At 45.7% G+C, this 23,649-nt stretch carries 21 protein-coding genes; 14 read left to right on the top strand and 7 right to left on the bottom strand.

The window, feature by feature from the left end; all coding sequences use genetic code 11:
• Positions 1 to 100 precede the first annotated feature (100 nt).
• A complete protein-coding gene (locus Q1A41_RS17550) occupies positions 101 to 448 on the bottom strand; it encodes a DUF3135 domain-containing protein (protein WP_299981623.1) in 348 nt (115 codons plus the stop codon).
• Between the two features lie 354 nt (positions 449 to 802).
• Here Q1A41_RS17550 and Q1A41_RS17545 point away from each other — a divergent pair, with 354 nt between their 5' ends.
• Positions 803 to 1,405 carry a CoA pyrophosphatase gene (locus Q1A41_RS17545; protein ID WP_299981621.1) on the top strand — a complete coding sequence of 201 codons (603 nt, stop codon included), beginning with the start codon at positions 803 to 805 and terminating at the stop codon, positions 1,403 to 1,405.
• Between the two features lie 44 nt (positions 1,406 to 1,449).
• Here the strand turns inward: Q1A41_RS17545 and Q1A41_RS17540 are convergent, their stop codons facing one another.
• Positions 1,450 to 2,181, bottom strand: a complete 732-nt coding sequence (locus Q1A41_RS17540; protein ID WP_299981619.1) for a PepSY domain-containing protein — start codon at positions 2,179 to 2,181, stop codon at positions 1,450 to 1,452.
• Between the two features lie 208 nt (positions 2,182 to 2,389).
• On the opposite strand from Q1A41_RS17540, the gene Q1A41_RS17535 reads away from it, so the two are divergent.
• The 11 genes from Q1A41_RS17535 (at position 2,390) to Q1A41_RS17485 (ending at position 16,906) form a co-directional block, all read left to right on the top strand.
• Positions 2,390 to 2,914, top strand: coding sequence for a gamma carbonic anhydrase family protein (locus Q1A41_RS17535; RefSeq protein WP_299981617.1), 525 nt, complete (start codon positions 2,390 to 2,392; stop codon positions 2,912 to 2,914).
• The gene (locus Q1A41_RS17530) at positions 2,914 to 3,117 is read left to right on the top strand and encodes a DUF1289 domain-containing protein (protein ID WP_299776072.1); all 204 of its coding nucleotides are present in this window, start codon (positions 2,914 to 2,916) and stop codon (positions 3,115 to 3,117) included. The genes Q1A41_RS17535 and Q1A41_RS17530 overlap by 1 nt, the downstream gene beginning before the upstream one ends.
• A gap of 49 nt (positions 3,118 to 3,166) precedes the next feature.
• A complete protein-coding gene (gene purT / locus Q1A41_RS17525) occupies positions 3,167 to 4,354 on the top strand; it encodes a formate-dependent phosphoribosylglycinamide formyltransferase (RefSeq protein WP_299981615.1) in 1,188 nt (395 codons plus the stop codon).
• Between the two features lie 108 nt (positions 4,355 to 4,462).
• Entirely contained in the window at positions 4,463 to 6,583 is a 2,121-nt protein-coding gene (locus Q1A41_RS17520) for a TonB-dependent receptor (RefSeq protein ID WP_299981613.1), read from the top strand.
• Between the two features lie 597 nt (positions 6,584 to 7,180).
• On the top strand, positions 7,181 to 11,113 hold the full coding sequence (hrpA, locus tag Q1A41_RS17515) for an ATP-dependent RNA helicase HrpA (protein ID WP_299981611.1): 3,933 nt from the start codon (positions 7,181 to 7,183) through the stop codon (positions 11,111 to 11,113).
• A gap of 409 nt (positions 11,114 to 11,522) precedes the next feature.
• The gene (locus Q1A41_RS17510) at positions 11,523 to 12,023 is read left to right on the top strand and encodes a hypothetical protein (protein ID WP_299981609.1); all 501 of its coding nucleotides are present in this window, start codon (positions 11,523 to 11,525) and stop codon (positions 12,021 to 12,023) included.
• 346 nt (positions 12,024 to 12,369) lie between these two features.
• The gene (locus Q1A41_RS17505; protein WP_299981607.1) at positions 12,370 to 13,260 is read left to right on the top strand and encodes a DUF692 domain-containing protein; all 891 of its coding nucleotides are present in this window, start codon (positions 12,370 to 12,372) and stop codon (positions 13,258 to 13,260) included.
• Positions 13,253 to 14,008: a putative DNA-binding domain-containing protein gene (locus Q1A41_RS17500; RefSeq protein WP_299981606.1), complete on the top strand. Its 756-nt coding sequence runs from the start codon at positions 13,253 to 13,255 to the stop codon at positions 14,006 to 14,008. Before Q1A41_RS17505 ends, Q1A41_RS17500 begins: the two co-directional genes overlap by 8 nt.
• Positions 14,009 to 14,528: 520 nt before the next feature.
• Positions 14,529 to 15,455 (top strand): porin, encoded by a 927-nt coding sequence (locus Q1A41_RS17495; protein WP_299776088.1) that lies wholly within the window; start codon positions 14,529 to 14,531, stop codon positions 15,453 to 15,455.
• A 129-nt stretch (positions 15,456 to 15,584) separates the two neighbouring features.
• Positions 15,585 to 15,998 carry a hypothetical protein gene (locus Q1A41_RS17490; protein ID WP_299776090.1) on the top strand — a complete coding sequence of 138 codons (414 nt, stop codon included), beginning with the start codon at positions 15,585 to 15,587 and terminating at the stop codon, positions 15,996 to 15,998.
• Positions 15,999 to 16,174: 176 nt separating this feature from the next.
• Positions 16,175 to 16,906 (top strand): VacJ family lipoprotein, encoded by a 732-nt coding sequence (locus Q1A41_RS17485; protein WP_299981604.1) that lies wholly within the window; start codon positions 16,175 to 16,177, stop codon positions 16,904 to 16,906.
• 58 nt (positions 16,907 to 16,964) lie between these two features.
• On the opposite strand, the gene Q1A41_RS17480 is transcribed toward Q1A41_RS17485, so the two are convergent.
• Both Q1A41_RS17480 and Q1A41_RS17475 read right to left on the bottom strand, forming a co-directional pair.
• Positions 16,965 to 18,200 (bottom strand): FtsX-like permease family protein, encoded by a 1,236-nt coding sequence (locus tag Q1A41_RS17480; RefSeq protein WP_299981602.1) that lies wholly within the window; start codon positions 18,198 to 18,200, stop codon positions 16,965 to 16,967.
• On the bottom strand, positions 18,200 to 18,868 hold the full coding sequence (locus Q1A41_RS17475; protein ID WP_299981600.1) for an ATP-binding cassette domain-containing protein: 669 nt from the start codon (positions 18,866 to 18,868) through the stop codon (positions 18,200 to 18,202). Before Q1A41_RS17475 ends, Q1A41_RS17480 begins: the two co-directional genes overlap by 1 nt.
• A 159-nt stretch (positions 18,869 to 19,027) precedes the next feature.
• Between Q1A41_RS17475 and Q1A41_RS17470 the strand changes: the two genes are divergently transcribed.
• The gene (locus Q1A41_RS17470) at positions 19,028 to 19,744 is read left to right on the top strand and encodes a DUF3299 domain-containing protein (RefSeq protein WP_299981598.1); all 717 of its coding nucleotides are present in this window, start codon (positions 19,028 to 19,030) and stop codon (positions 19,742 to 19,744) included.
• Between the two features lie 60 nt (positions 19,745 to 19,804).
• Here Q1A41_RS17470 and Q1A41_RS17465 read toward each other — a convergent pair whose 3' ends face one another.
• Both Q1A41_RS17465 and Q1A41_RS17460 read right to left on the bottom strand, forming a co-directional pair.
• The gene (locus Q1A41_RS17465; RefSeq protein WP_299981596.1) at positions 19,805 to 20,392 is read right to left on the bottom strand and encodes a DUF2796 domain-containing protein; all 588 of its coding nucleotides are present in this window, start codon (positions 20,390 to 20,392) and stop codon (positions 19,805 to 19,807) included.
• 23 nt (positions 20,393 to 20,415) lie between these two features.
• Positions 20,416 to 21,042 (bottom strand): DUF1826 domain-containing protein, encoded by a 627-nt coding sequence (locus tag Q1A41_RS17460; RefSeq protein ID WP_299981594.1) that lies wholly within the window; start codon positions 21,040 to 21,042, stop codon positions 20,416 to 20,418.
• A gap of 236 nt (positions 21,043 to 21,278) precedes the next feature.
• Between Q1A41_RS17460 and Q1A41_RS17455 the strand changes: the two genes are divergently transcribed.
• The gene (locus Q1A41_RS17455) at positions 21,279 to 21,740 is read left to right on the top strand and encodes a Fur family transcriptional regulator (protein ID WP_299981592.1); all 462 of its coding nucleotides are present in this window, start codon (positions 21,279 to 21,281) and stop codon (positions 21,738 to 21,740) included.
• 61 nt (positions 21,741 to 21,801) lie between these two features.
• Here Q1A41_RS17455 and Q1A41_RS17450 read toward each other — a convergent pair whose 3' ends face one another.
• On the bottom strand, positions 21,802 to 23,463 hold the full coding sequence (locus tag Q1A41_RS17450; RefSeq protein WP_299981590.1) for a Zn-dependent hydrolase: 1,662 nt from the start codon (positions 23,461 to 23,463) through the stop codon (positions 21,802 to 21,804).
• Positions 23,464 to 23,649 lie beyond the last annotated feature (186 nt).

Below are 23,649 nucleotides of genomic sequence, written 5' to 3'. Positions count from 1 at the left end.
CAATAAGTGAATTATACCGAAGTGGCGAGGCAAGTTTAGGGTTGAAATGGGCGAAAGTTGGTCGTGAAGGGATTGTGGGTGGCGTAGCCACCCAAATGCATTAACCCGGAAAGCTTAAAACCTTTGCATTCTCAGCCATTGGGGCTGGACTGATTTCGGCCTTACCGGTTTGCTCATTTAAGATTTGGCTAAGTTCGCCAAGAGATTTCTGCATCATCTCATAAACTTTAACGCATGAGCCTATAGGATTGTTGTGTAGTTGGCGCTGGGCATCTACTTGGAATTGGATGCCCCGTAAGCGACGTTGCATATGACTTGGAGCGCTGCTGATAGCAGCTTCAATCTGACTGCTACGATAAGCCTCAAAAGCGGCTGGGTCGTTTACTGCTAAGTCTTTCAGTTCGTCGAAGCTGAGCTCCGTGCTCGATGTGTTAGTTTGACTACTCATAAAGCTAACTCCTGTAAAAGCGTTTGCAGACTACCTTTCCCCGTCAAAAATACTGCGCTTGCAAACCAATGGTCTTGGGTGTTTTGAATATAGTTGTTTTTTTGACGCTGGCTGCATGTTAGCAAGCTCGTTTTCGGCTGGATAGCCTGGCGCCTATATCTTCTTTTTATAAAAATATGTCTTTCTTATTTGATTTTCTGTCATTTTGAACTAGGGCGTAAGGGAAAATTCCCTTTAACCGACATGTGGTTGATTATTAAACGTCTAGCTTGAGGCCAGAAATGGCGCGGATTTAGAGCATGTTCAGGGAAATGGGTTTATACTCTAAGGCATCTTTTTATTGATGAGGACACTATGCTTAAGCGCCTGCGGTCTGGCCTTGAAGAAAGCCCAATTAGCCAAGAAACAGGGACAACTAACCGACAAGCGGCAGTCTTGTTGGCGCTCACTGATCACCCAACTGAGCCAGAAATTGTTCTAACCAAGCGCGCAGAGCACCTCAATAGTCACTCCGGTCAGGTAGCCTTTCCCGGCGGTAAATGGGATGAAACCGATAACAGCTTGATGGAAACCGCTCTGCGGGAGAGCCATGAAGAGATTGGCTTACCCCCAGAGCAGGTCGAAGTACTGGCCAGTTTGCCCTCCGCCAAAACCCGTTTCGGTATTCATGTCACACCATTTGTAGGTGTTGTTCCCAAGGATCAGCCGCTAACGCCTAATTTTGATGAGTTAGATGCGATATTCAATGTGCCGGTAAGCTTCTTTTTAGATGATGCTAACCGCAGCCGCACCGATATTTTTGATGGCTCCATGGGGCGCTTTTGGGCGCCCGTTTGGCATTATGAGGGTTACGAAATTTGGGGCTTTACCGCGGGCATACTGGCGAACTTTCTCAACCACACGTTGGACGCTGGCCTAGGTGAGCAAAGCCAAGCGCCTGTCAAAGTCTTCGCCTGAGCTTTCCTTCTATAGGCATCTATAATCTAAAGGCATCTATTCCTTTATGGGCCAAGCAGCTTCATTCGAAAGCGCCTAAACCTCTGTGAAGTTAAGAACCACAGCCCATAGCCTGAAGCTAAGGTCACTAAGCCTAAGATCGACATCAGCTTTAACAGCCAGTTGTTAAAGTCTTCGCGCTCCTCAAAATCCATAATATGCAGCATCCAAAGGAAATCGAAACCCCGCCATATCCAATTTCTTCTGGCGGTAATGCGACCGCTGTTGGCGTGAACATAGAGTTTGCTTTGCTTGGGGTGGTCAAAGCTTATCTGGAAGGCTGGCAAAGGGCCTTTGTATTCAGCGTTGTGTTGATTTAATAGCACTGTACGGAGAATAGGGCTGTTGTGTGCAAAATCCTCTTTAGCGATGGCCTCTGCGGTAGCGCTGCTAATAGGGCTAAGCAGTTGCCCTGTATTGGCATCAACTAGGCGGCTCTCATGGCGGTCTTGCTTAAACCAGTATGCCCATCGTCCGCGCCAGTGGATGAGTTCAACGCTATGAATAGCGGCTAAATCGACTTTTTCCTTCAGCTCAGTAATCCCCAAAAAGCTTTCGGTGCTCAGAGCAGTAGCTTCAGGCTTGGGTTTCACATCGTATTGACCGCGGACATTATCAATATGAAACCAAGCAAAGTAGGCTCCCCCCAATGTCCAAGCAAAAAACTGTAGGCCGATCACTATGGCTAGGCGTCGGTGCCAGCGTCGCATAAAGCTTTGCAGGGTTTTCTGTCCCATGTCTTCTCCTTTTTATTGTTTTGGCTATTTAAACACAGATTGTTGTGGCTATCGCTGTGGCGTAAGGACGCAGCGCTATGCCAAAAATTGCAATGATGAATAGTGATTATTTCTTGTGCAGCCTGCCATTTGGTGGTGCTTGCCGCTTGAAAGCCTCATAATATGGTGCGTGATTACCCTGAAATATAAGTAGGTGAGAAGGCGAGTTATGAAATACCGATTGGGTGATAAAGCCCCCGAATTGCGTGGTGAAAAACACTTTATAGCCGACAGCGCTGATGTAATTGGCGATGTGATTTTAGAAAATAATAGCAGCATATGGTTTAACGCCGTACTGCGTGGCGATAATGACACGATCACCATTGGCGAAAACTCCAATGTACAGGACGGCGCTGTTTTGCATACCGATCCAGGCGTAAAGCTAAGCTTAGGTAAGGGGGTCATCGTGGGCCACAATGTAATGCTGCACGGCTGCGAGGTGGGCGATAACAGTTTAATCGGTATCGGTGCTGTGGTTCTAAATCGCGTGGTTATCGGTAAGAACTGCATCATTGGCGCTAATGCTTTGGTGACTGAAGGCACCGTCATTCCAGATAACTCTATGGTTCTGGGGTCACCTGCAAAAGTGGTTAAGCAAATAGATGATGCGACCGCTGAATTTTTAAAGCTCAACGCCCAAGTCTATGTTGATAATTTGGAGCGTTTTAACGAGCAGCTGGAGCCAATTGACTGATGGTTAATATTATCAGTGAAACGGAAACGCCATTGCCCTCACCTTGTGTTTCCATCTGTGTATTAAATGACGACGACATCTGTGTCGGTTGTTATCGCAGTGGTGAAGAAATTAGCCGCTGGGGTCGTTACAACAACACTGAAAAGCGGGCTGTTTTTGAAGCAATGCAAGAGCGCGCTAAAAAACTGAATCCTTTTTTGTAAGAAATACGTATTTTTTAAAAACGCATAACAAACGGAGCATGGGGTCTATATGAGCACAACGGTATTTGGCACACCATTTTCAAGCGGTGCCACAAAGGTTCTTTTGTGTGGTAGTGGTGAGCTCGGTAAAGAAGTAGCCATTGAATTACAGCGTCTAGGCTGCGAAGTCATTGCCTGTGATCGTTACCCCAATGCGCCAGCCATGCAGGTTGCTGATCGTAGTCATTACTTCTCAATGTTAGATGGTGAAGAACTACGCCGTGTTATCGAGTTAGAAAAGCCAGATTATATCGTGCCTGAAATTGAGGCTATCGCCACCGATACCTTAGTGGAGCTAGAGCAAGAAGGTTTTACAGTAGTACCTACTGCCAAAGCTGCGCAGCTCACCATGAACCGTGAAGGTATTCGTCGTTTAGCCGCCGAGACTTTGTCTTTGCCCACTTCTAAGTTTTGCTTTGCTGACACTTTAGAAGCGTATCAAGATGCTGTTGCTGAAGTGGGAATGCCATGTGTAATCAAGCCGATTATGAGCTCTTCGGGTAAGGGGCAGAGTGTTGTCAAAACTGAAGCGGATATTTTATCGGCTTGGGAATACGCACAAGAAGGTGGCCGCGCTGGGGCAGGGCGAGTGATTGTTGAAGGTTTTGTCGACTTCGATTATGAAATCACATTACTAACCATTCGCCACAAAGGCGGCACCAGTTTTTGTCAGCCTATTGGCCATCGCCAGGAAGATGGCGACTACCGTGAGTCTTGGCAACCACAACAAATGTCAGAGGCTGCGCTTGCGAAATCTAAGCAAGTCGCCGCTAGCATTACTGATGCGCTTGGTGGTTGGGGTTTGTTTGGTGTGGAGTTGTTTATTAAAGGGGACGATGTCTACTTTAGTGAAGTTTCTCCGCGTCCTCACGATACCGGCATGGTCACCTTGATCTCACAAAACTTATCTGAGTTTGCACTTCATGCCAGAGCGATCTTAGGTCTGCCTATTCCTGAAGTCGAATTCTACGGGCCTTCAGCTTCGGCGGTTCTTTTGGTGGAAGGGGAATCCCAGAATTGCCGCTTTCATAATTTGCCCCAAGCCTTGGCGGAGCCTGGCACCGATTTTCGCTTGTTTGGCAAGCCGGAGGTTGTAGGCCAGCGCCGTATGGGGGTGGCCTTAGCACGCGATAAGGATAGCGATACGGCTGTCGAAAAAGCCTTACGCGTGAGTCAAGCGGTACATGTGCAGTTATAAATTTGACTAAAGACGCCTGATTGCTATTGTGGCTTGCATGTTGGTAGGGCCTTACAAATAATCCTGCCAACATAATAATCAATTTGTAAGCACAATAATCGGTCACTAATGAATACTGTATTTTCTTCTCAGCCTCAATCGCGTCAATTTCAAAAGTTAAAATCACCTATAAGCCTTATGGTTTCTACTTTGGCCTTTGCGATTGCGCTGCAATCAAATGCCAGCAACGATGACATTGAACAAGTTATTGTGAGTGCGGAGAAAACGCCGCGCCTGCTGTCTGATCTTCCTCTAAGCGTCAGTCAACTTGGTCAGCAAGAGTTGCAGGGAATTGACGCTGTACACCTCAATGAAGCATTGGCTCGCGTCCCTGGGGCTTGGATTAGCCGTGGTAATGGGCAGGAGCAATTAACGTCTTTACGCTCTCCTGTGTTAACGGGCGCTGGCAGTTGTGGTGAGTTCTTTATCGCAGAAGACGGTATTGCCTCTCGCCCAAGTGGCTTTTGTAATGTAAACCAGTTATTCGAGTTAAACACTGAACAGGCCGCGGCCATTGAGGTAATTAAGGGGCCGGGTACCGTTTATTACGGTGGCAATGCACTACATGGAGTAATCAATGTTATTTCTCCAGAGCCAAGGGCCGGTGGTGAGTTAAAGCTTGAGGCTGGGCCCGACGATTTCGCTAGGGCACAAATGCGCATTGGCCATAAGGCCGATGAGCAGTCCATTGAACTACGTTTTTCAGGCAGCCACGATGGCGGCTATAAAGACGATTCTGGCTACGATCAGCAAAAGCTAGGCTTACGCCATGATTACAATGGTGATCAGTGGTCGGTTAAAACGCTATTTTCAGCCAGCAATCTTAATCAGGAAACTGCTGGTTTTATTTTGGGTAAGGACAGTTTTAAAGATTCCGATTTAAAGCGCAGTAACCCTAATCCTGAAGCCTATCGTGATGCTAGCTCTTGGCGTTTGAGTAGCGCTTGGAGTCGAGCTATTTCTGATGATGCTCAATTGACTATTACCCCTTATGCTCGCTCCAGCGAAATGGAATTTATTCAGCACTTTTTGCCGGGGCAGGCTTTAGAAGAAAATAAACAAACGAGTTTTGGTGTGCAGGCAAAATGGCAGCAAACCCTTAGTCGTGATTTAATTTGGACTCTTGGCTCTGAATTAGAATACGCGGATATGGAGTTGCGCGAATTTCAAGAGAACGACACGGATCATCCGAGTGCTTTTTTACGGGCCACGATTCCAGCAGGTCTTCACTATGATTACCAGGTCGATAGCAGTTTACTGGCGCTTTATAGCCAGTGGCGCTGGCAGTTAAGTGAGGATACTCTACTTGATGCGGGTGTTCGTTATGAGCGTTTAGAATACGATTACGATAATTTAACGACTGATGGAACATTGAAAGTAGATGGTAGCCAATGTTTGCTATTCGGCTCGCCTCGTACTTGCCGCCATGCTCGCCCTTCAGACCGAGAAGATAATTTTGACAATGTGAGTTATCAGTTAGCATTGCAGCAGGACTTTACTGAGCAGCTTAGCGCTTATGTAAGACTATCGAACAGTTTCCGTGCTCCGCAGACGGCTGAGTTGTACCGTTTGCAAAAGGGCCAAACCGAGGCAAATCTAGATTCTGAATCTTTGCAGAGTTTAGAGCTTGGTATGCGTTATTTCTCGGAGCCACTTAGTTTGCAGCTAGCGGCTTATACTATGCGCAAAGATGATTTTATCTTCCGTGACGGTGATGGTTTTTATATCGATGAAGGCAAAACTAAGCATAAAGGTGTTGAGCTTGATGCTAAGTTAAAGCTATCAGATCAGTGGCAGTTAGCTGTGGCTGCTAATTGGGCTGAGCATCTTTACGATAATAACCCTGATCCAAGTTTGGGTGAGATTAAGGGCAATGACATCGACACTGCGCCGAAAACTCAATTCAATACTCGTTTACGTTGGCAGCCTAATGCGCAATTAAGTACGGAGTTAGAGTGGCTCTATTTGGGCGACTACTATTTAGATCCTCAGAATTTGCATAAGTACAGTGGCCATTCCTTGTTAAACCTTCGTATGGCATGGCAGCAAGATGAATGGCGTTTAGCCGCTCGTTTAACGAATTTAACGGATAGGGATTATGCTGAGCGAGCGGATTTCGCTTTTGGTGACTACCGTTATTTTGTTGGGCAGAGCCGTGGTTTGTATTTGAGTGCGGCTTATAGTTGGTAATTTCCACTTTCAAGTTCTGTGATAGTGCGAGTGCAGACTGACCGTATGTTGTGGGTGGGGGAGGCTTTGCTGGGTACGCAAAATGCGGCATCCATGCCAGCTCGGCTCCTCCTCCAAGTCGGAGACGCCCCTGCAAAGCCTCCCCCACCCACAACATACGGCTAAATTGGCTTTCTCAAAATATTATTAGTTAGATTTCACTGTTTGTTTTTCTGCTGCCAAACCTAAATTAGATCCCCTTTTTGTGGTATCAAGGTGGTTTATGTCGTGAGCCATACTCTGTAAAGATCTGCCTTTGAAGCATAGAGAATAAAACTAAGTAGAATGTCATGGTTGGGATGGACTGTGTATGGACGTCTCCGACTTGACCAAATCCCCTGGAGGGATTTTGGGCTTGGCCGAAGGCTGAGCGCATGGACAGCGCGAATCCAAGAGGAGCCGAGCTGGCATGGATGCCGTATTTTGCGTTCCATACACAGTCCATCCCAACCATGGCAGGCGGTCAGGAATCGCTAACCTTTCAGAACTAGCTATACGGACTTGGCTAGCAATAAACCCTCCAAGCCAGCTATAATCGCGCTTTTGCCAGTTTCCCTTATGAGTCATACCCCCAGCCAGAACCCTGAGCTGCAATCCCTATTTGAACAGCTAAGTAACACTATGGATCGTGATGTCCATCGTTTGCGTCGACAGTTGCGTGATCTTCAAGCTCGCCTGAAAGACGACAAAGACATCGACCAGGGCTTAGCAAAACTGCATAAGGCTGTGGCCGCTTCCTGCGTGCTAAAAGAGCAGCGCCAGCAGGCAGTACCGGAAATTGAGTATCCAGAAAACCTACCCATTGCCGAAAAGCGCGAAGATATTGCCAAAGCCATTGCTGAAAATCAGGTGGTGGTGGTAGCGGGTGAGACTGGCTCGGGAAAGACTACTCAGCTGCCTAAAATTTGCCTAGAACTTGGGCGTGGTATTGGTGGCTTAATTGGCCACACTCAGCCAAGGCGAATCGCCGCAAGAACCGTTGCGAATCGTATCGCTGAAGAGCTTAATACGCCTTTGGGTGAAAAGGTGGGTTATCAGGTTCGTTTTAATGATCACTCAGGCCCAGATACCTACATCAAATTGATGACCGATGGTATTTTGCTTGCCGAAATTCAGCACGACCGCTTTTTAAATAAATACGATACCTTGATTATCGATGAGGCTCACGAACGTAGCCTTAATATTGATTTTCTATTGGGCTACATTAAAACCCTATTGCCTAAGCGCCCAGATTTAAAAGTTATTATTACCTCAGCGACCATTGATGTAGATCGCTTTAGTAAGCACTTTAATGATGCCCCTGTGATTGAAGTGTCTGGTCGAACTTACCCGGTAGAGGTGCACTATCGCCCCATGGGGGAAAGTGATGCCGATGATCTCGATCTAAATCGAGCCATCATTGATGCTATAGAAGAAATTCAGGATATCGAACGCAGTACTCAAAAGCGCGGTGGCGATGTTTTGGTATTTATGAGTGGTGAGCGAGAAATTCGTGAAGCTGCCTTAGCGATTCGAAAAGCCAATATTCCGCATTTTGAAGTGTTGCCTTTGTATGCTCGCCTGAGCTTAGCAGAACAAAATAAAGTTTTTCAAAACCATAAGGGCCGCCGTATTGTTTTGGCCACCAATGTGGCTGAGACCTCGATTACTGTACCAGGTATTCGTTACGTTATCGATCCGGGTACCGCTAGGGTATCTCGTTACAGTTATAAAACCAAAGTACAGCGCTTACCTATTGAAGCGGTTTCACAGGCTAGTGCCAATCAGCGTAAAGGCCGCTGCGGTCGAGTTAGTGAAGGCGTTTGTATTCGCTTGTATAGCGAAGAAGATTTCCTTTCCCGTCCTGAATTTACTGATGCCGAAATCCTGCGAACAAACTTAGCCGCGGTTATTTTGCAAATGTTGCAAATGCGTATCGGTGATGTACGCCATTTTCCCTTTGTCGATAAACCAGACTCTCGACTAATCAGTGACGGCTTCAAATTACTGCAAGAGCTGCAAGCTATTGATGCTAAGGGCAAGCTGAACCCTATGGGGAAACAGATTGCCAAGCTTAATGTCGATCCGAGTTTGGCGAGAATGGTATTGGCCGCAGGGAATTTAGACTGTTTGGAAGAGGTGTTGATTATCGTCAGCGCTCTTTCTATCCAAGACCCCAGAGAAAGACCAGCGGAGAAAAAGCAGCAGTCAGATGAAAAACATCGCCGCTTTAATGACGAGCATTCGGACTTTATTAGCTTGGTAAACCTCTGGAAGTACGCCGAAGAACAGCGTCAGGAGCTTTCCCAAAACCAGTGGCGCAAGCAATGTAAAAAAGAATATTTATCCTATTTACGCTTGCGCGAGTGGCGAGACATTCATCACCAGCTCCGTTTGGCGGTAAAAGATCTAAAACTCAAGAGCAATGGTGAACAAGCGGCCAGTTATGAAAATGTGCATCGTGCATTGATCAGTGGATTGCTTGGGCGGGTGGGTTTTCACGATGAAGAGCGTACCTATATCGGTGCACGTAATCGGCGTTTCACAATCTTTCCGGGCTCTGGACAATATAAAAAGCGCCCTAAATGGATGCTTGCTGCCGAGTTAATTGAAACCTCACAGCTATTTGCCCATACGGTCGCTAAGATTGAACCTGAATGGGTGTTGGCAGCCGCCAAGCACTTAGTAAAACGAAGCCATTCAGAGCCCCACTATGCAGGGCGCAGTGGCCAGGTTATGGCTTTTGAGAAAGTGAGCCTATATGGCCTGGTTTTGGTTGAAAAGCAACGGGTTAACTACAGCCAAATAGATCCGAAACTCAGTCGCGAAATATTTGTTCGTGAAGGTCTAGTGGAAGGAAAGTATCCGCAAAACCGTAAAGTTCAAGGCAACAAGGCAAAGTTCTATCAGCATAATCAGCGCTTAATAGCCGAGCTACATGAACTTGAAGCGAAAAGTCGTAGGCGTGACCTTTTGGTGGATGATGAAGTCATCTACGAGTTTTACGAACAGCGCTTGCCAGAATCGATCGTGAATTTGGCGGGTTTTGAGCATTGGCGTAAAGGTATTGAAAAAGAGCAGCCCCAATGCTTGTTCTTGCAGCGCGAAACTTTAATGCGCCATGCCGCCGAAGGCATTACTGAAGCACAGTTTCCCGATGAGTTGAATTGGGAAGGCCTAGGCTTTTTACTGAGCTATCATTTTGACCCTAAAGCGAATGATGATGGCGTTAGTCTGCATGTGCCGGTTGCTGCGTTGCACCTTGTGCCAGAGCATCGTTTGGATTGGTTGGTGCCAGGCTTGTTGCGTGAAAAATGTATTGCCCTAGTAAAAACTTTACCAAAGGCTATGCGTAAGCATTTTGTGCCAGTCCCCAATTTCGTGGATAAAGCACTAATGGGAATGGAAGCGCAAAACCGACCACTCACCGAGGTGTTGGCCGAGCAGCTTAAGCGGCATACCGCCGTTGATATCCCTAAGGAAGATTGGAAGGTCGATTCATTAGATGCCTACTATCGCTTAAATATTAAAGTAGAAGATGAGCGTGGTAAGTTGATTGAAGAGGGGCGTGATCTACTTGAGTTGCGCGAGCGTTATAAAGGCCAAGTTCAGGAACGTTTGGCTGATGCAGGCAGTAGTATCGAGCGTGAAACTATTGAAGAGTGGAATTTTGGTGAGTTAGCCAAGAGCTGCGATCTAAAGCGTGCCGGAGTTAGCATTCGGGCTTACCCGGCCTTAGTAGATGAAGGCAAACAGATTGCGCTGCGTTTACAAGATAATCCTGTTGAGGCCGAGGTGCTTAGCCGGCAGGGGATTCTACGCTTAGCCTTAAAAAGCATGCCTGCAACGGTTAAGTATCTTCATAAGAACACTTTAAAGCAAGGTAAGGACATCGGCTTGAGTGTGGCCAATATGGGTTCGCGCGATGGGGTTATTGATGATTTATTGCTTTGCGCCCTAGCCGAGCTTCTACCCACAGAGCTACCGCGCCAAGAGCAAGACTTTAAGCGATGGTTAGAACATGCAGAGCCCGCGCTAACGGCCAAAACCAATGAGCTTGCGGCAATATTTGAGCGTGTTCTTAAGGCCCTGGTAGACGTTAAGAAAACCCTTAAACAGCACAAATCCCAATTGGCGATGGCCTATGCGACCGCGGATATTAACGAGCAGATAAATAACTTGTTTTATCCAGGTTGCCTCTATCTTAATGGTGCCGAGCGGATTGCTGATTATTTGCGTTATCTTAAAGCGATTAGTCTTCGATTGGATAAAGTGGTTTTAAATGTGCAGCGTGATCGAGTGCATATTGCTGAGCTGCAACCCCTATGGCAGCAACACCTTGAGCGAATCAACAAGCTTGGCACGGCCAGTTTTAGCCAAGATACCAAATGGCAAGAGTATCGCTGGTTACTAGAAGAGCTGCGTATTTCACTGTTTGCACAAAGTTTAAAGACCCGCGCCCCAGTTTCCAGTAAGCGTCTCAATAAACTGTGGTTAGAAATTATTCAATAAAGTGGTTTTATCCTTCTATTGCACTCTTGTCGCTTATTCCTTTTGAGGTATTGGGTGACAAGATTGTTTTAGTGAGACCATTTTACTGCCTGAAAGCCGCACAAGCGTTTAGCTTTTATAGATAGACTTGTGCTGTGAAGGGTTTTTCCTCTATTCGTTAGTGGCTTGTGATAGAACCGTGACAACTTTTCCCAGTATCTTGAGTCATACTTCACACATCGCAAGTTTTTGCAATCGCCAAGCGCTTTAACTCGTTATACAGTGGCTTGGCAGAGTTAAAGCTTTTACTTATTCTGGTTTTGTTCTAACCTTCTAGAGCTGCTTTAGCCAGTAATGATGTGTAATTTCAATAACATGCGCCTTGTCGCATAACAGAACAGTACATACGCATATACAGAGGAAATGAATTATGTCTAAAAAAACTACAATGACTCCTATCGCTGCGGCTGTTGGTGCGGCAATGTTAGCATCAGCTTCCATGAGCACCGTAGCGGCTACTGAAAACCCATTTGCAGCTACTGAGCTAAGCAGTGGTTATCAGCTAGCTGCTGCCGATATGGAAGGCAAGTGTGGCGAAGGTAAGTGTGGCGAAGGTAAAAAAGCCGGTGAAGGTAAGTGCGGCGAAGGCAAATGCGGCGGCGACAAAAAAGCGTCTAAAGAAGGTAAGTGCGGCGAAGGCAAGTGCGGCGGCGACAAAAAAGCTTCTAAAGAAGGCAAGTGTGGCGAAGGCAAATGCGGTGAAGGCAAGTGCGGCGGCAAGAAAGCCGGTGAAGGTAAGTGTGGCGAAGGCAAGTGCGGCGGCAAAAAAGCTTCTAAAGAAGGTAAGTGCGGCGAAGGCAAATGCGGCGGCGACAAAAAAGCTTCTAAAGAAGGTAAGTGTGGCGAAGGCAAATGCGGTGGCGCTGCCTAAGCTTAGCTGAATAAATTCATTATTCAGTCTAAAAAAGCGCCGCAATAGCGGCGTTTTTTTATGGTCATGGATGACCTGTATCCAGCGGGCGCCTGAGCAATTCCCCTGGAGGGAATTTCGGCTTGGCCGCAGGCTGGACACCTTGGATGGTGTTCATCCACGGCGCAGGAGCAGGATATGGTCAGGACGACCGGCCTAAATTTGCTCCTGCAATTTAGGCATTCACCACATGCCTGTGGTTCGTATCCAGCGGGCGCCAGGGCGCTGTAAATAATAACAAAACATTCATCTAGCTTGTGAGATTAGCGCTGCTAAGGCAGCATCAAACCATTACCAGGAGACTAATATGTCAGTAATTGAAAACTTTCCTGTGCAAGGTGTCGGCGTTGGCTTGCGCCGCAGTATGCTAGATGATGCGCAAAAACTTAGTTTAGATGATGTGCAGTTTATGGAGGTCGCTCCTGAAAACTGGATTGGCGTCGGCGGCCGTTATGGTCGTATGTTTAAGGAGTATAGCGAACGCTTTCCTATTATCTGCCATGGGCTCTCCCTTTCAATTGGCTCTCCAGACCCTGTCGATGTCGATTTGGTGAAATCAATTCGCCAATTTATGAACGAGCACAATGTTCCATATTACTCAGAACATTTAACCTATTGCAGTGAGCAGGGGCATCTATACGATTTACTCCCCATTCCATTTACCGAAGAAGCTGTGCACTACACTGCTGAGCGAATTCGCCAAGTGCAGGATATTTTAGGCGAGCGCATTGCGATGGAAAACGCATCTTACTACTGCGCTCCCGGGCAAGAGATGAGTGAGATTGAGTTTATTCGTGCGGTGTTAGAAGAAGCTGATTGTGATTTGCTATTGGACGTCAATAATATTTATGTAAATAGCATCAACCACGGCTATAAGCCTGAAGAATTCCTTGATCAGCTTCCGGGCGAGCGAGCCAAGTATATCCATATTGCGGGCCATTACGATGAGGCCGATGATTTAAAAGTCGATACTCACGGTGCCGATGTGATTGATCCGGTATGGGGCTTGTTGGCTCGGGCTTATCAAAAATTTGGTGTATTGCCGACACTATTGGAACGCGATTTCAATATTCCCCCTGTTGATGAATTAATGATTGAAGTGGATAAAATTAAATCTATTCAGGCTGGTGCCGAGGCTGCCGCTCTTGCTACTACAAAGCAAGCAGCAGCGTCACTTGGAGGCAGTCAGCATGTCTGAGCAGAACTTAAGACAGCTGCAACATGAGATGGCCAGCCACTTGCGAGATCCCCTCAATGTGGCCGGCCCCCAAGATGTTGAACGGCGTCGTTTGAAAATCTACCAAGATCTTATTTTTAATAACATCGAAGGTTTTATATCTGGTGCCTTTCCGGTATTGCGCGAACTATATAGTGAGGAGCAGTGGCTCAACTTGATGCGTAAATTTGTTATCCAGCATGAGAGCCATTCGCCGTACTTTCTCCATATCAGCCAGGAGTTTCTTCGCTTTTTAGAAAACGAGTATGAATTGGGCCCCAATGATCCGCCATTTATGCTGGAACTTGCCCACTATGAGTGGACCGAGTTGGCACTGGATGTTTCCGAAGAGGAAGAGCCTGCGAACAGTGATTTACTGACAATGGTTGACGAAGCTTTACTCGACGCCCGCCCGCAGCTGTCGCCATTGGCCTGGCCGCTGTCTTATCAGTTTCCTGTGCATCAAATAGGGCCTGATTTCCAGCCTGATACATTGCCGGCAGAAAATACTTTTCTGGTGGTTTATCGCCAAGGCGAGGAAGTGAAGTTTATCCAATCTAATGCGGTGACAGTTCGCTTATTGTTGTTATTGGCTGAGCATGATGAAAAAAGCTTAAGGGATATTCTTTTACAGCTGGCTGATGAAATGCAGCATCCAGACCCTCAGCAAATATTAACTTTTGCGCTTGGTCTAGTTCGGGATTTACTGTCAAAGAATATCCTGTACTAGCCAAAATCTAGGCAGTTTGCTTTTTGATCAATCTTGCTCTATTCCTAGCTTTTTGAGTATTTTTTTGCTTTTCAAAGCGCATTCCGACAAGTGGTGCATTATTGAACGATTCGCAAAATGGCGCCTAAATTTTTAATTTTTGAAATTTAAGGCGTCAAGTTGCTGAAATAATGCGATTAGTTCCTTCTGTTCGATTTTCAAGCACCGTTTGTAAGCCCCTGATTTTACAGCTAATTTAATTTCTTCTAATTCCCCCACTAATTCCTTGCTTTGGTCATATAACTGAAATATTTCGCGAGTAGATTAGCTGCATTCATTTTTTGAGTCAGAGCCGGGCTTTAAAAAATCTGTAATGTTTCTGTCATAAACGCCGATAGCGGGCTTAAATGATAGTAGGTGGGCTCTGAATTGAGTTTTAGATGTACCGGGCGCCTTCACTACGGTGGCGCTTAAAAATATAAAAGCGCGTTAACTAGCGTTTGAACAGATAGCTGAAATAATCGATATAGGGGACTACTCCATGAAAAAAGCACTTTTGCCTCTGGCTATTGCTGCTGCACTGCCAATGTCAGCTCTAGCTGATGTAACCGTTTACGGTAAAGCAAACGTTTCTCTTCAGTCTACTGACGAGAAAGGTGATCGCACCACTGAATTAGTAAGCAACGCTTCTCGCATCGGCTTCAAAGGCAAAGAAGACCTAGGTAATGGTCTGAAGGCTATCTACAAGTTTGAATACGAAACTCAAATCGATGACGGTGACAAAGACGGTCAAACTTTCACTCAGCGTAACATCTACGTTGGTTTGGAAGGTGGTTTCGGTCAGGTTATCGCTGGTAAGTTCGACACTCCTCTGAAGAAAGCTCAGAAGAAAGTAGACCTATTCAACGACTTAGAAGGTGATATCAAGTCTATCATCACTAAGAGCGACAACCGTACTAGCAACACTGTTCAGTACACTTCTCCTAAGTCTTGGGGTCCAATCCAAGCTAAAGTTGCTTACGTTGCTTCTGAAGACGACAACGTAGATAACGGCATCTCTTCTTCTGTTGCTTATAACGACAAAGACGCTGGTGTTTACTTGGCTGTTGCTTACGACCAGGATGTTGAAAAAGAAGGCGCTGAAGTTGTACGTGCTGTTGGTCAGTTCAAGTTGAGCTCTTTGCAGTTGGGCGTACTTTGGGAAGATCAGGACGCTGGCCCATCTTCTTTGAATGACGGTGACGGCTGGGTTGTTTCTGCTAAGTTGAAAGCTTCTAAAGACGTTGCTCTTAAAGCTCAGTACGGTCAGTCTGACATCGTTAAAGACGATGCCAAGACTTGGAGCTTGGGTATGGACTACAAACTGTCTAAGAAAACCAAGTTGTTCGGTTTCTACACCCACGAAGAAGCTGATAACCTAGCGGAAGATAACGATTACGCTGGTATCGGCATCGAAATGAAGTTCTAAGATCCCTTTGTGATCAGTTCAGTACTCTAAATACTGAGCACTTCGTTTTAGAAAATGCCACTTGTATACAAGTGGCATTTTTGTATCCACTTTATAATAACTCTCTTTAACTTCGCTCGGAGTATCAATATGAAGCCCCTTCTACTCAGTCTATTATTGGCCATTAGCCTATCTTTTCCGGCCTGGGCCATAGCTCAAGAAGATGATGAAGACTGCGTATACGCTGTTGATATCGATGACGAAGATATGTCTGACTACAATATTTGCGGTAAGAATAGCGGCATCAATAAGGTATTGAACGATCTAATTGATGGTGGTGAAAAGAAGTCCACTGCATCAAAAGAATTTAAGCAAAAGGTCGAAAAGGTCGAGGCTGTGAAGATTGATTGGCTAAAGAGTGCCGATGCTCTGTCCCAGCGCCGTTTCGAACTTCTACAATTGATTGCCCAAGAATGCCCAAATGGCTTTGAGGTAAAGGGTGAAAAATATGCAGTTGGCCCAAATAACGGTCTAGATCTGCAGTTTGATTATCGTTGTAACTGATTTCCCCCTGAATTGTATACAATTAGCTCACTCATTGTCTGCTGAGTCGCCCCGCCTGTTGGAGTGAGCTATTAACAAATCTTATTAGAGCTATAGCGGAATCCTTACAAACTCGAATTGTCCAAACTGCCTAAGCAACCTACAATAGTTTAACGGTAAATATTAGGTGAAATAACGTGACGATTCGCAAAATGGCCGTTGCAGCACTACTCAGTATGGGTTTGGCTGCCGGCGCTTTGGCCGAAGAAGCCAAGCAAAAGGAAAATCCCGCCGATCCATGGGAAGGTTTTAACCGAGGTGTCTTTGCTTTCAATGACACCATTGATGGTGCTGTAGTGAAGCCCCTGGCCAAAGGCTATAAAGCGGTTACTCCAGATGTTGTGGAAACCGGGGTTAGCAATGTATTTAGCAACCTTGGTGAAGTAGGCAATATTGTTAATGGTTTGCTGCAATTCAAATTAGGCCAGGCCAGCAACGATACCGGCCGCTTATTGATCAACTCTACTTTCGGCTTGGCGGGTCTATTCGATGTTGCCAAGCATATGGGTTTAGAGAAGGGCACCGGGGAAGACTTTGGTCAAACATTAGCCGCTTGGGGCGTAGATTCTGGTCCTTATATCGTATTGCCACTTTTAGGCCCTACTACACTGCGTGATGGTGTTGGCTTGCCGGCAGATAGCTACCTGAACCCGGTAACTCATATTGATCATGTGCCAACTCGTAATACGACATTTGCAACAGAATTGCTTGATACTCGTGCATCCTTACTAGGAGCCGAAGGCGCAATTTCTGGCGACAAATACAGCTTCATTCGTGATGCTTACCTGCAGCGTCGTGAATACCTGATCAATGACGGCCAGGTGGAAGATGATTTTGGTGCTGATCTAGATGATGAAGAAGATTTTTAAGAATTATCTGCATTAGTGCTTTAAAAAAGCTCGTCCAATGGACGGGCTTTTTTATTGTCTATTGTTTAAGGGCGCTTAGACTATGTCGGTAAGCCTGCACCGCAGGTAAGCTAGCTGCGAGAATGGCCGCTAGCAAAATCCAAGCTGCCAGCATGATTGTTTCATACCCAATAAAATTCGCGCTGATATAAATTCCATACTCGCCGCTTAAAAGGCTCTGCCCTAGGCTTAATGCAATAAAAAGCATAAGCGCTCCGAATGCCATGCTTGTTACTGTGAGCAAAAGTGTTTCTAGCTGAACCAGTGAGAATATATAAATGGGCGAAGCGCCAATTACTCTTAGTAATTTTATTTCCTGCTTACGTTCACGTGCATTGGCCATCTGTAGGGCAAGTAAGCCAAGAAGAGCTGATATCAGCACGAGAGCTGAAACTAAGCGCAGGATATTTTCCAAGCTTCCCATCATATGCCAGAGTTCTTTTAAGGTGACTCCCGGTAAAATAGCTAACAGGGGCTCTTTGGGGTAGCTACTAATTAGCCTTTGCAGCTTGAAGATATCAATCTTTCTTTCTAAGCCCAGCATAAATGCGGTAATGCTGTGGCTCGTTATGTTACTATTTTCTAGTTTTAAGTGACTTAGATCCAATGAGTTTGCCAGCTGCTTATCATGAATAATCTCAATGCCGGCTAAGCTGCTAATTAAAGATTTGTCTACGGCAGTACCGGTAGCTTTGAGTATGCCACTTACGGTAAAACTGTAATCATCGTGTTGGTGAAAGCTGCTGGAACCTATGCCGTGGGCAATATGAAGTTTGTCTCCGACTTTATATCCTAGGCGTTGCGCAACTTCAGCCCCTAAAACCACATCCAAAACAGTCTCGTATGCATGGCCCTGCTCAAATTGCAGGGTTTGGTTTTGGCCATATTGGAAGTATTTAAAATAATCTTGATTGCTGGCGATCACACGATATCCCCGGTGTGAGTCACCCATCGATAGAGGAATAGACCACTTCACTTTTGGGTGCTGGGCTATCTCCTGATAGCTTTGCCAACTCAAATTATTATTAGGTGAACCGATATGGAATACAGAATACAAAAGAAGATTCAGTGGGCCACTGCGCGCACCGACTATAAGATCGGTACCTGAAATGGCCTTGGCAAAACTTTCTTTTGATTGTAGCCGAATATGCTCAACCCCCAGCAAAACAAAGATGCTTACACTAAGAGCGATGAGGCTGACGATTAAAGATTCTTTTCTATTCAATAGGCTCTTATAGGCTAAGCTGATAAACATTACTCGACGCCTCGCTGAACGATATTCTCAAAAGCTTGTATGTTTTTAAAATGCGCTTGCAAGGCCTCATCGTGACTCACCATTATCAAGCTGCAATCGCACTCCTCGAGTAATGACTTCAATGTGGTCATGAAATCATCTCGATTTTTCGCGTCCAGCGCAGAGCTTGGCTCGTCGGCTAAGAGCAGCTTTGGTTTTTTTAGTAGGGCGCGCGCTATCGCAACGCGTTGTTGCTGCCCTATACTGAGTTCTCTCACCGCTTGCTGCCAGCAAGGGTTTGGTAAATTTAAACGCTCAAGCATCTTTCCAGCAGAGTCATTGCTAGTCGGCTTATCATTGCCCGAAAACTGAGACTCCAGCTCAATATTCTCTATGGCGTTTAGGTAAGGAATTAAATTGAACTGCTGAAATATATAGGCGGTGTGCTGTGCTCTAAAGTGATCTTGCTGCCTACTGCTGAGCTTGGTGATATCTTGCCCCAGCATACAAATTTCACCTTTTTGCGGGGTAAGCATTCCGCTTAGTAAGTTGAGAAAAGTTGACTTGCCACAGCCTGAGGGGCCATGAATAAGCACTTGCTCGCCCTGCTTTAGCTGCCAATGGGGGATCTCAATAAAGGGCTTACTTTGCCTCGGGTGACGAAAGCTTAAATCTCTTATCTCAATCAAGACTGTCTACCGTTTGCTCAAAATTGTCTTACGCATGGCCTATTTTCACAGTGGCTATGCATTGTTATAGTGATGTTATAACATAACATATTGTGCTTGATTTGAATGCCTTTGATGGATTCATTAGTGGAATTTGGCGGTACTTATGCAGAGTGAAAAATGTACGGATTGATAACTTCAGTATTTTCTTTTAGTAAGCGCTTTGTTTTGAAGCTGACTCTCGCTTGTGTGGGATTTATATTGGTTTCGGCCTGCTCGACTGAGCGAGATGATAAGGCCGATGTGGCCGTGATTATGGAAGCTGGCGAGCTAAATAATGAACTGGAGGGGGAGTTGAAATCAGCCTCCAAAGTGTCGCAAGGCAAGGTTGGCGCAAAAAAAGTCGACTATTTTAAGCCCGTTGAGTGGATGGATCTGATTCCTGAAGACGATCTTAAGGTCTTAATGAGCCCGCCAGAATATATCGCAGATATAGAAGAGGGCAGTGAGGAAGATAAGTTTAGCTTATCTATTGAGGGCGCCTTAAAGGATGCCATGGATGATGACTACATGCGCGCCATGACATCAACAAAAACGGTCGCCGAGCTAGATGGTCTGGCAGTACGAATACCGGGCTTTATTGTACCTTTAGATATGGATGAGGAGCAGAGAGTAACGGAATTGTTTTTGGTGCCGTATTACGGCGCTTGCCTACATATGCCTCCGCCCCCGCCAAATCAAATGATCTATGCCAAACTAGATCGGGGTATAAAAATGGATACGCTCTATGATCCATTTTGGTTGTCAGGCGTTTTGAGCTCCTCAGTAGTTGAAAATGATACGGCGACCTCGGCCTATCAAATGGAGGTGTTGGACTATGAAGAGTTCGACCTCTAAGAATTGATAATGGGGCAGTCTAGCCCATAAACTCCTTTCCCAAAGGGTGGGTGGTTTACACTAATGAAAGTACAGTTTTTTCTTCTTGATGTTCAATTCACTATGTCCCTGCTTTTGATTTTTAATCCAGCTAACATCAGTTTTCTCAATGGCAGGAAATATCTCGTTTATGTTTATGCTCAAGCTTTTTAGACTACCAATATTTGTGCATTTAAAATGATAGTGCGCACTAATATCACTATGTTGCTTGGCTTCGGGAATATTGATGTGGGTGGTATGTATATGATCTGCAATATTGCTTATTTTATCTTCGACCGCAGAAAAGTCGGAGCTTTGTTCAAGCAGTTTGCAGTCGCCGCCTTCGAATTGAAAAATCGAGCGAGCGGCTTGAAGTGTGAGCTTTGCCTGAGCTAGCTGCAGTTTCTCATCTTCCTTATGCGCTTTATGTTCAAAGCCTACAATATCGGCAGCAGAGCTTTGTAAATCTATTTCAACATCTTCACCCTCCATGGCGATGCTCATCTCAGCTTCGCCATGTTTATGTGCGCTAATGGTTTTGTGATGGTGCTCGCTATGTCCATAGCAATAGCTGGATATAGCGAGCACTAAAGAACAGACCTTGGCAAAAAATATAACAGTGGCAGGCATCTCGAAATCTCTACAATTAATCATCAAGCGAAGTCTAAGGTGAGTAGTAAGCGTTTTTCATCAGCTTTAGGTGAGCGATGAATTAAGGCAGGGATCATCGAACCTTCCCAAGAGCCACCTTTGAGTAGGGCGACATCGCCAGCATTTAACTGCTGTATTTTGTTGCCGTCATGATTACGATTATCACTGCAATCACTAGTTAGAGCGTTAATAGCCTTTAGATCTTTATGGTCGGCAATCCACTCTGTTCCTGGGCCGCAGTAGCTGTGTACCAAGCGGCAGGGGACTTGGTCGACATGAAAGCGAGGGCACATGGCATGATCGAGTACACACAGCCGCATTCCTGCTTGTTGCAGCCCAAATAAACAGCAGAACATATCGATAAGCTGGGCTATATCTTGGCTCAATTTAGCGCCCAAACTTTTTCGCATTAGCATAGCTTCGGCATTCTCAGGGCTCACTATTTCACGCATCTCAAGCGCGTGCTGGCGTGCCAATAGTGTTGCTAACTCTTCGTTGATAGCCGGGCTGATCTCTCGTTGCCAAACGGCAATATTGCAATGCTCTTCATAGATCTTTGCGAGAATGTCAGCCCTATCCGATATCTCTGGGCGAGCTAATGGCAGGCTTAGAACTTGAGCTGATTTCATGGCATTCCTATGTGTTGATGCTTGTTTATCGGTTTGTTTTCACATATGCTCTTCTGGATGATATGTTATATCATTGCATATTTGCAGTGATAAAAACAAGCTTATTTAGCTCTGTCCATAGGGGGTGGTTGAAATGGCTGCTCTAAGGGCTCTTTGCTAGCGGCTTGTTGATTAATGGGGTACAGTGCTGGCTTTTATGGTGGGCCTTCAATCGGGGGCATTAAGAGAGGTGGCTCGTGGGAGTTCAAGAAGTGCAAGCCTGTTTAGACAGCGCTCATCAGCGTTGTAGCGAATCGGGTTTGCGTTTAACGCAAAAGCGGGAACAAATTCTTAAGCTTATGTTGGAGGCCGAGGCACCTTTATCTCCTTATGAGGTGGTAGATCTATATAATGCCCAGACCGAGCAAAATATGCCGCCGAATTCGGCCTATCGTATTTTGGATTTTTTGGCTGAGGCCAATTTAGTTCACAAGCTTAACTCTGCAAATAAATACATTGCTTGTTCTCATATTGCCTGCTCGCATCCACATAGCGCGTCCCAGTTCTTAATCTGTAGCCAATGTAAAACAGTAAAAGAAGTTATGATGGAGCCGAAGTTGCTCAAGGAGATTCAGAAAAATGTAAGCTCTGCAGGCTTTAAAATGCGGCACCCAAGTGTTGAGTTGGAGTGTTTATGTGGAAATTGTTCTGAGTTGTAATTTTTGTATCAATAGAACTATTTAAAAAACGGCAGCGTGCAAAACACGCTGCCGTTTTTACTTATAAGCCGAGTACTTGCTTACCTTGCTTAAAGGTAATATCGACTGGGATATTGGCTTCTTGCAGTCGGGCTAAATCAGCCGCCAGACCTTTACCGATATTTCCTTTCTCTTCAAAAAGTTTACCAACGCCTTGGTAATCGCCTTCACCTTGTAAGCGTAATATCAGCTCGGATAGTGACGCCATGGCCTTGCTCATGTTATCCATGTTTACGCCATACTGGCCTTTGTCGTTACGATAAAAAGCGCCTTTTTCGGCGAAATAATTAAAACGAATCATATTGGCTTTACCATGGGCAGAGCTGGCACCAAAGCGAACCGAGCGGAAAATGCCGGCTAGGAAGGTGGTGTAATAATCTTCCAGCTTGCCTTCGGTGATCATGCCGTCTTTTAATAGCTGGCTAACCATGTATAAACCTAGGATGTCGGCCTTACCTTCTTCTAGAGCAGAAGCATGCTCTTTTAGTGCTTGGCGTACTGTACCTTTACCATTGATGGTGTTTTTAATGCCAAGGCCGTGGGCTACTTCGTGGAACATGGTGTTGCTAAAGAAGGCATTAAAGGTAATATTTTTGCGCTGCTCGGGAACGATCAATACTTCAGAAATTGGCTTTAGAATATGATCGAACTTGGCTTGCATAGCATTCTTAAGCTGCAAGCGACGAGTCCCTTTCGATAGCTGTACTTCTTCGTCATTGGGTAGGTTGATGGCGATGGTTTTACCACCCGCATTAGAATGCCCTGCATAGTAAATGACATCGTAGGCGTTTAGGTCAGCATTGCTGCCTGGCATTTCTTGCTTGTATTTTTCAGGTACAGGTAAGCCCTTTTGCAGAGCAGGAAGTGTGCTTGCAAACTTTGCTAAGCGCTTACTCCAGGACATGTCTTTTACAAGGACATAGGCCTCATAGGCGGCGCGGTATCCATAAAGCTGATCTTCATAGGTTTCGATCGCACCGATCACAACATCGATCGGATTATTTTTCATATCCATCCATGCCATATCAGAAGGCTGGTAGTCATCGCTGGTGATAGCCTTTGCACGCAGGCGTAAGTAGTTGGCGAAGTCTTTATCTTCGGCAAGGTTTGCTGCACGTTCTAATAGCTTGGCGGCCTCGCTAAGCTGTTTGGTATAAGCTTGGCTATACGCTTGGGTTTCTAATTTACCGTCTTTTTCTTTAACCAGTGAGTAGAGGCCTTTTTTATCAGCAAAGCTTTGTTTCTCGAAACTTTCTTTGCTCATGCTGTGTGGGTAAAACTCAGCACCTAGAGCCTTCTCTTTGTAACCGCTCAAGAAAGGCTGGTCGGCTTGTAGGCGATCCCAAGGGCCATAGTTGATGTCGGCAAATTCGCGAACCTTTGGATCTTTGATGCTGGCAAGGAAGCTCTCTTTGTCTTGATAGAATGCCTGCTGCCAAAACAGATCATCCATAATTTTTGAGGCATCAATCAACACGGCCAGCATTTTCTTTTGATTGGTACTTAGGTGGCTAAGATCGCTGTTTAGAGTAACCTCTTGATAGATATCCAAGCGGTCTTTGAATTCGGGCAATAGTTCTGGTTTGAGTAGCTGGGATTCGGCGGCTAGGGCGCTATGACTTATCGCTAAGCTCAATAGGGCGGCACCGGTTAATTTTCGGCCCAGTTTGCTGATTGGGTTCATCATCCACTCCTGTAGTGTCTTTTGTTTACTTAGTTAAGACGCTTGGTGGGAGTGTTCCCTGAAGATTTGATGAGAGAAAGATGTTTGAAGAGAGTGCAGGTCTGACCGCATGTCTTGGGTGGGGGACTCTTTGCTGGGTACGCAAAAAGCGGCGTCCATGCCAGCTCGGCTCCTCTTGGATTCGCG

Origin of the sequence: uncultured Pseudoteredinibacter sp., assembly GCF_947502065.1 — a bacterium.
Taxonomy (GTDB): Bacteria; Pseudomonadota; Gammaproteobacteria; order Pseudomonadales; family Cellvibrionaceae; genus Pseudoteredinibacter.
Note: the sequence above shows the minus strand (reverse complement) of the source record. Positions and strands in the feature narration are given on the sequence as shown.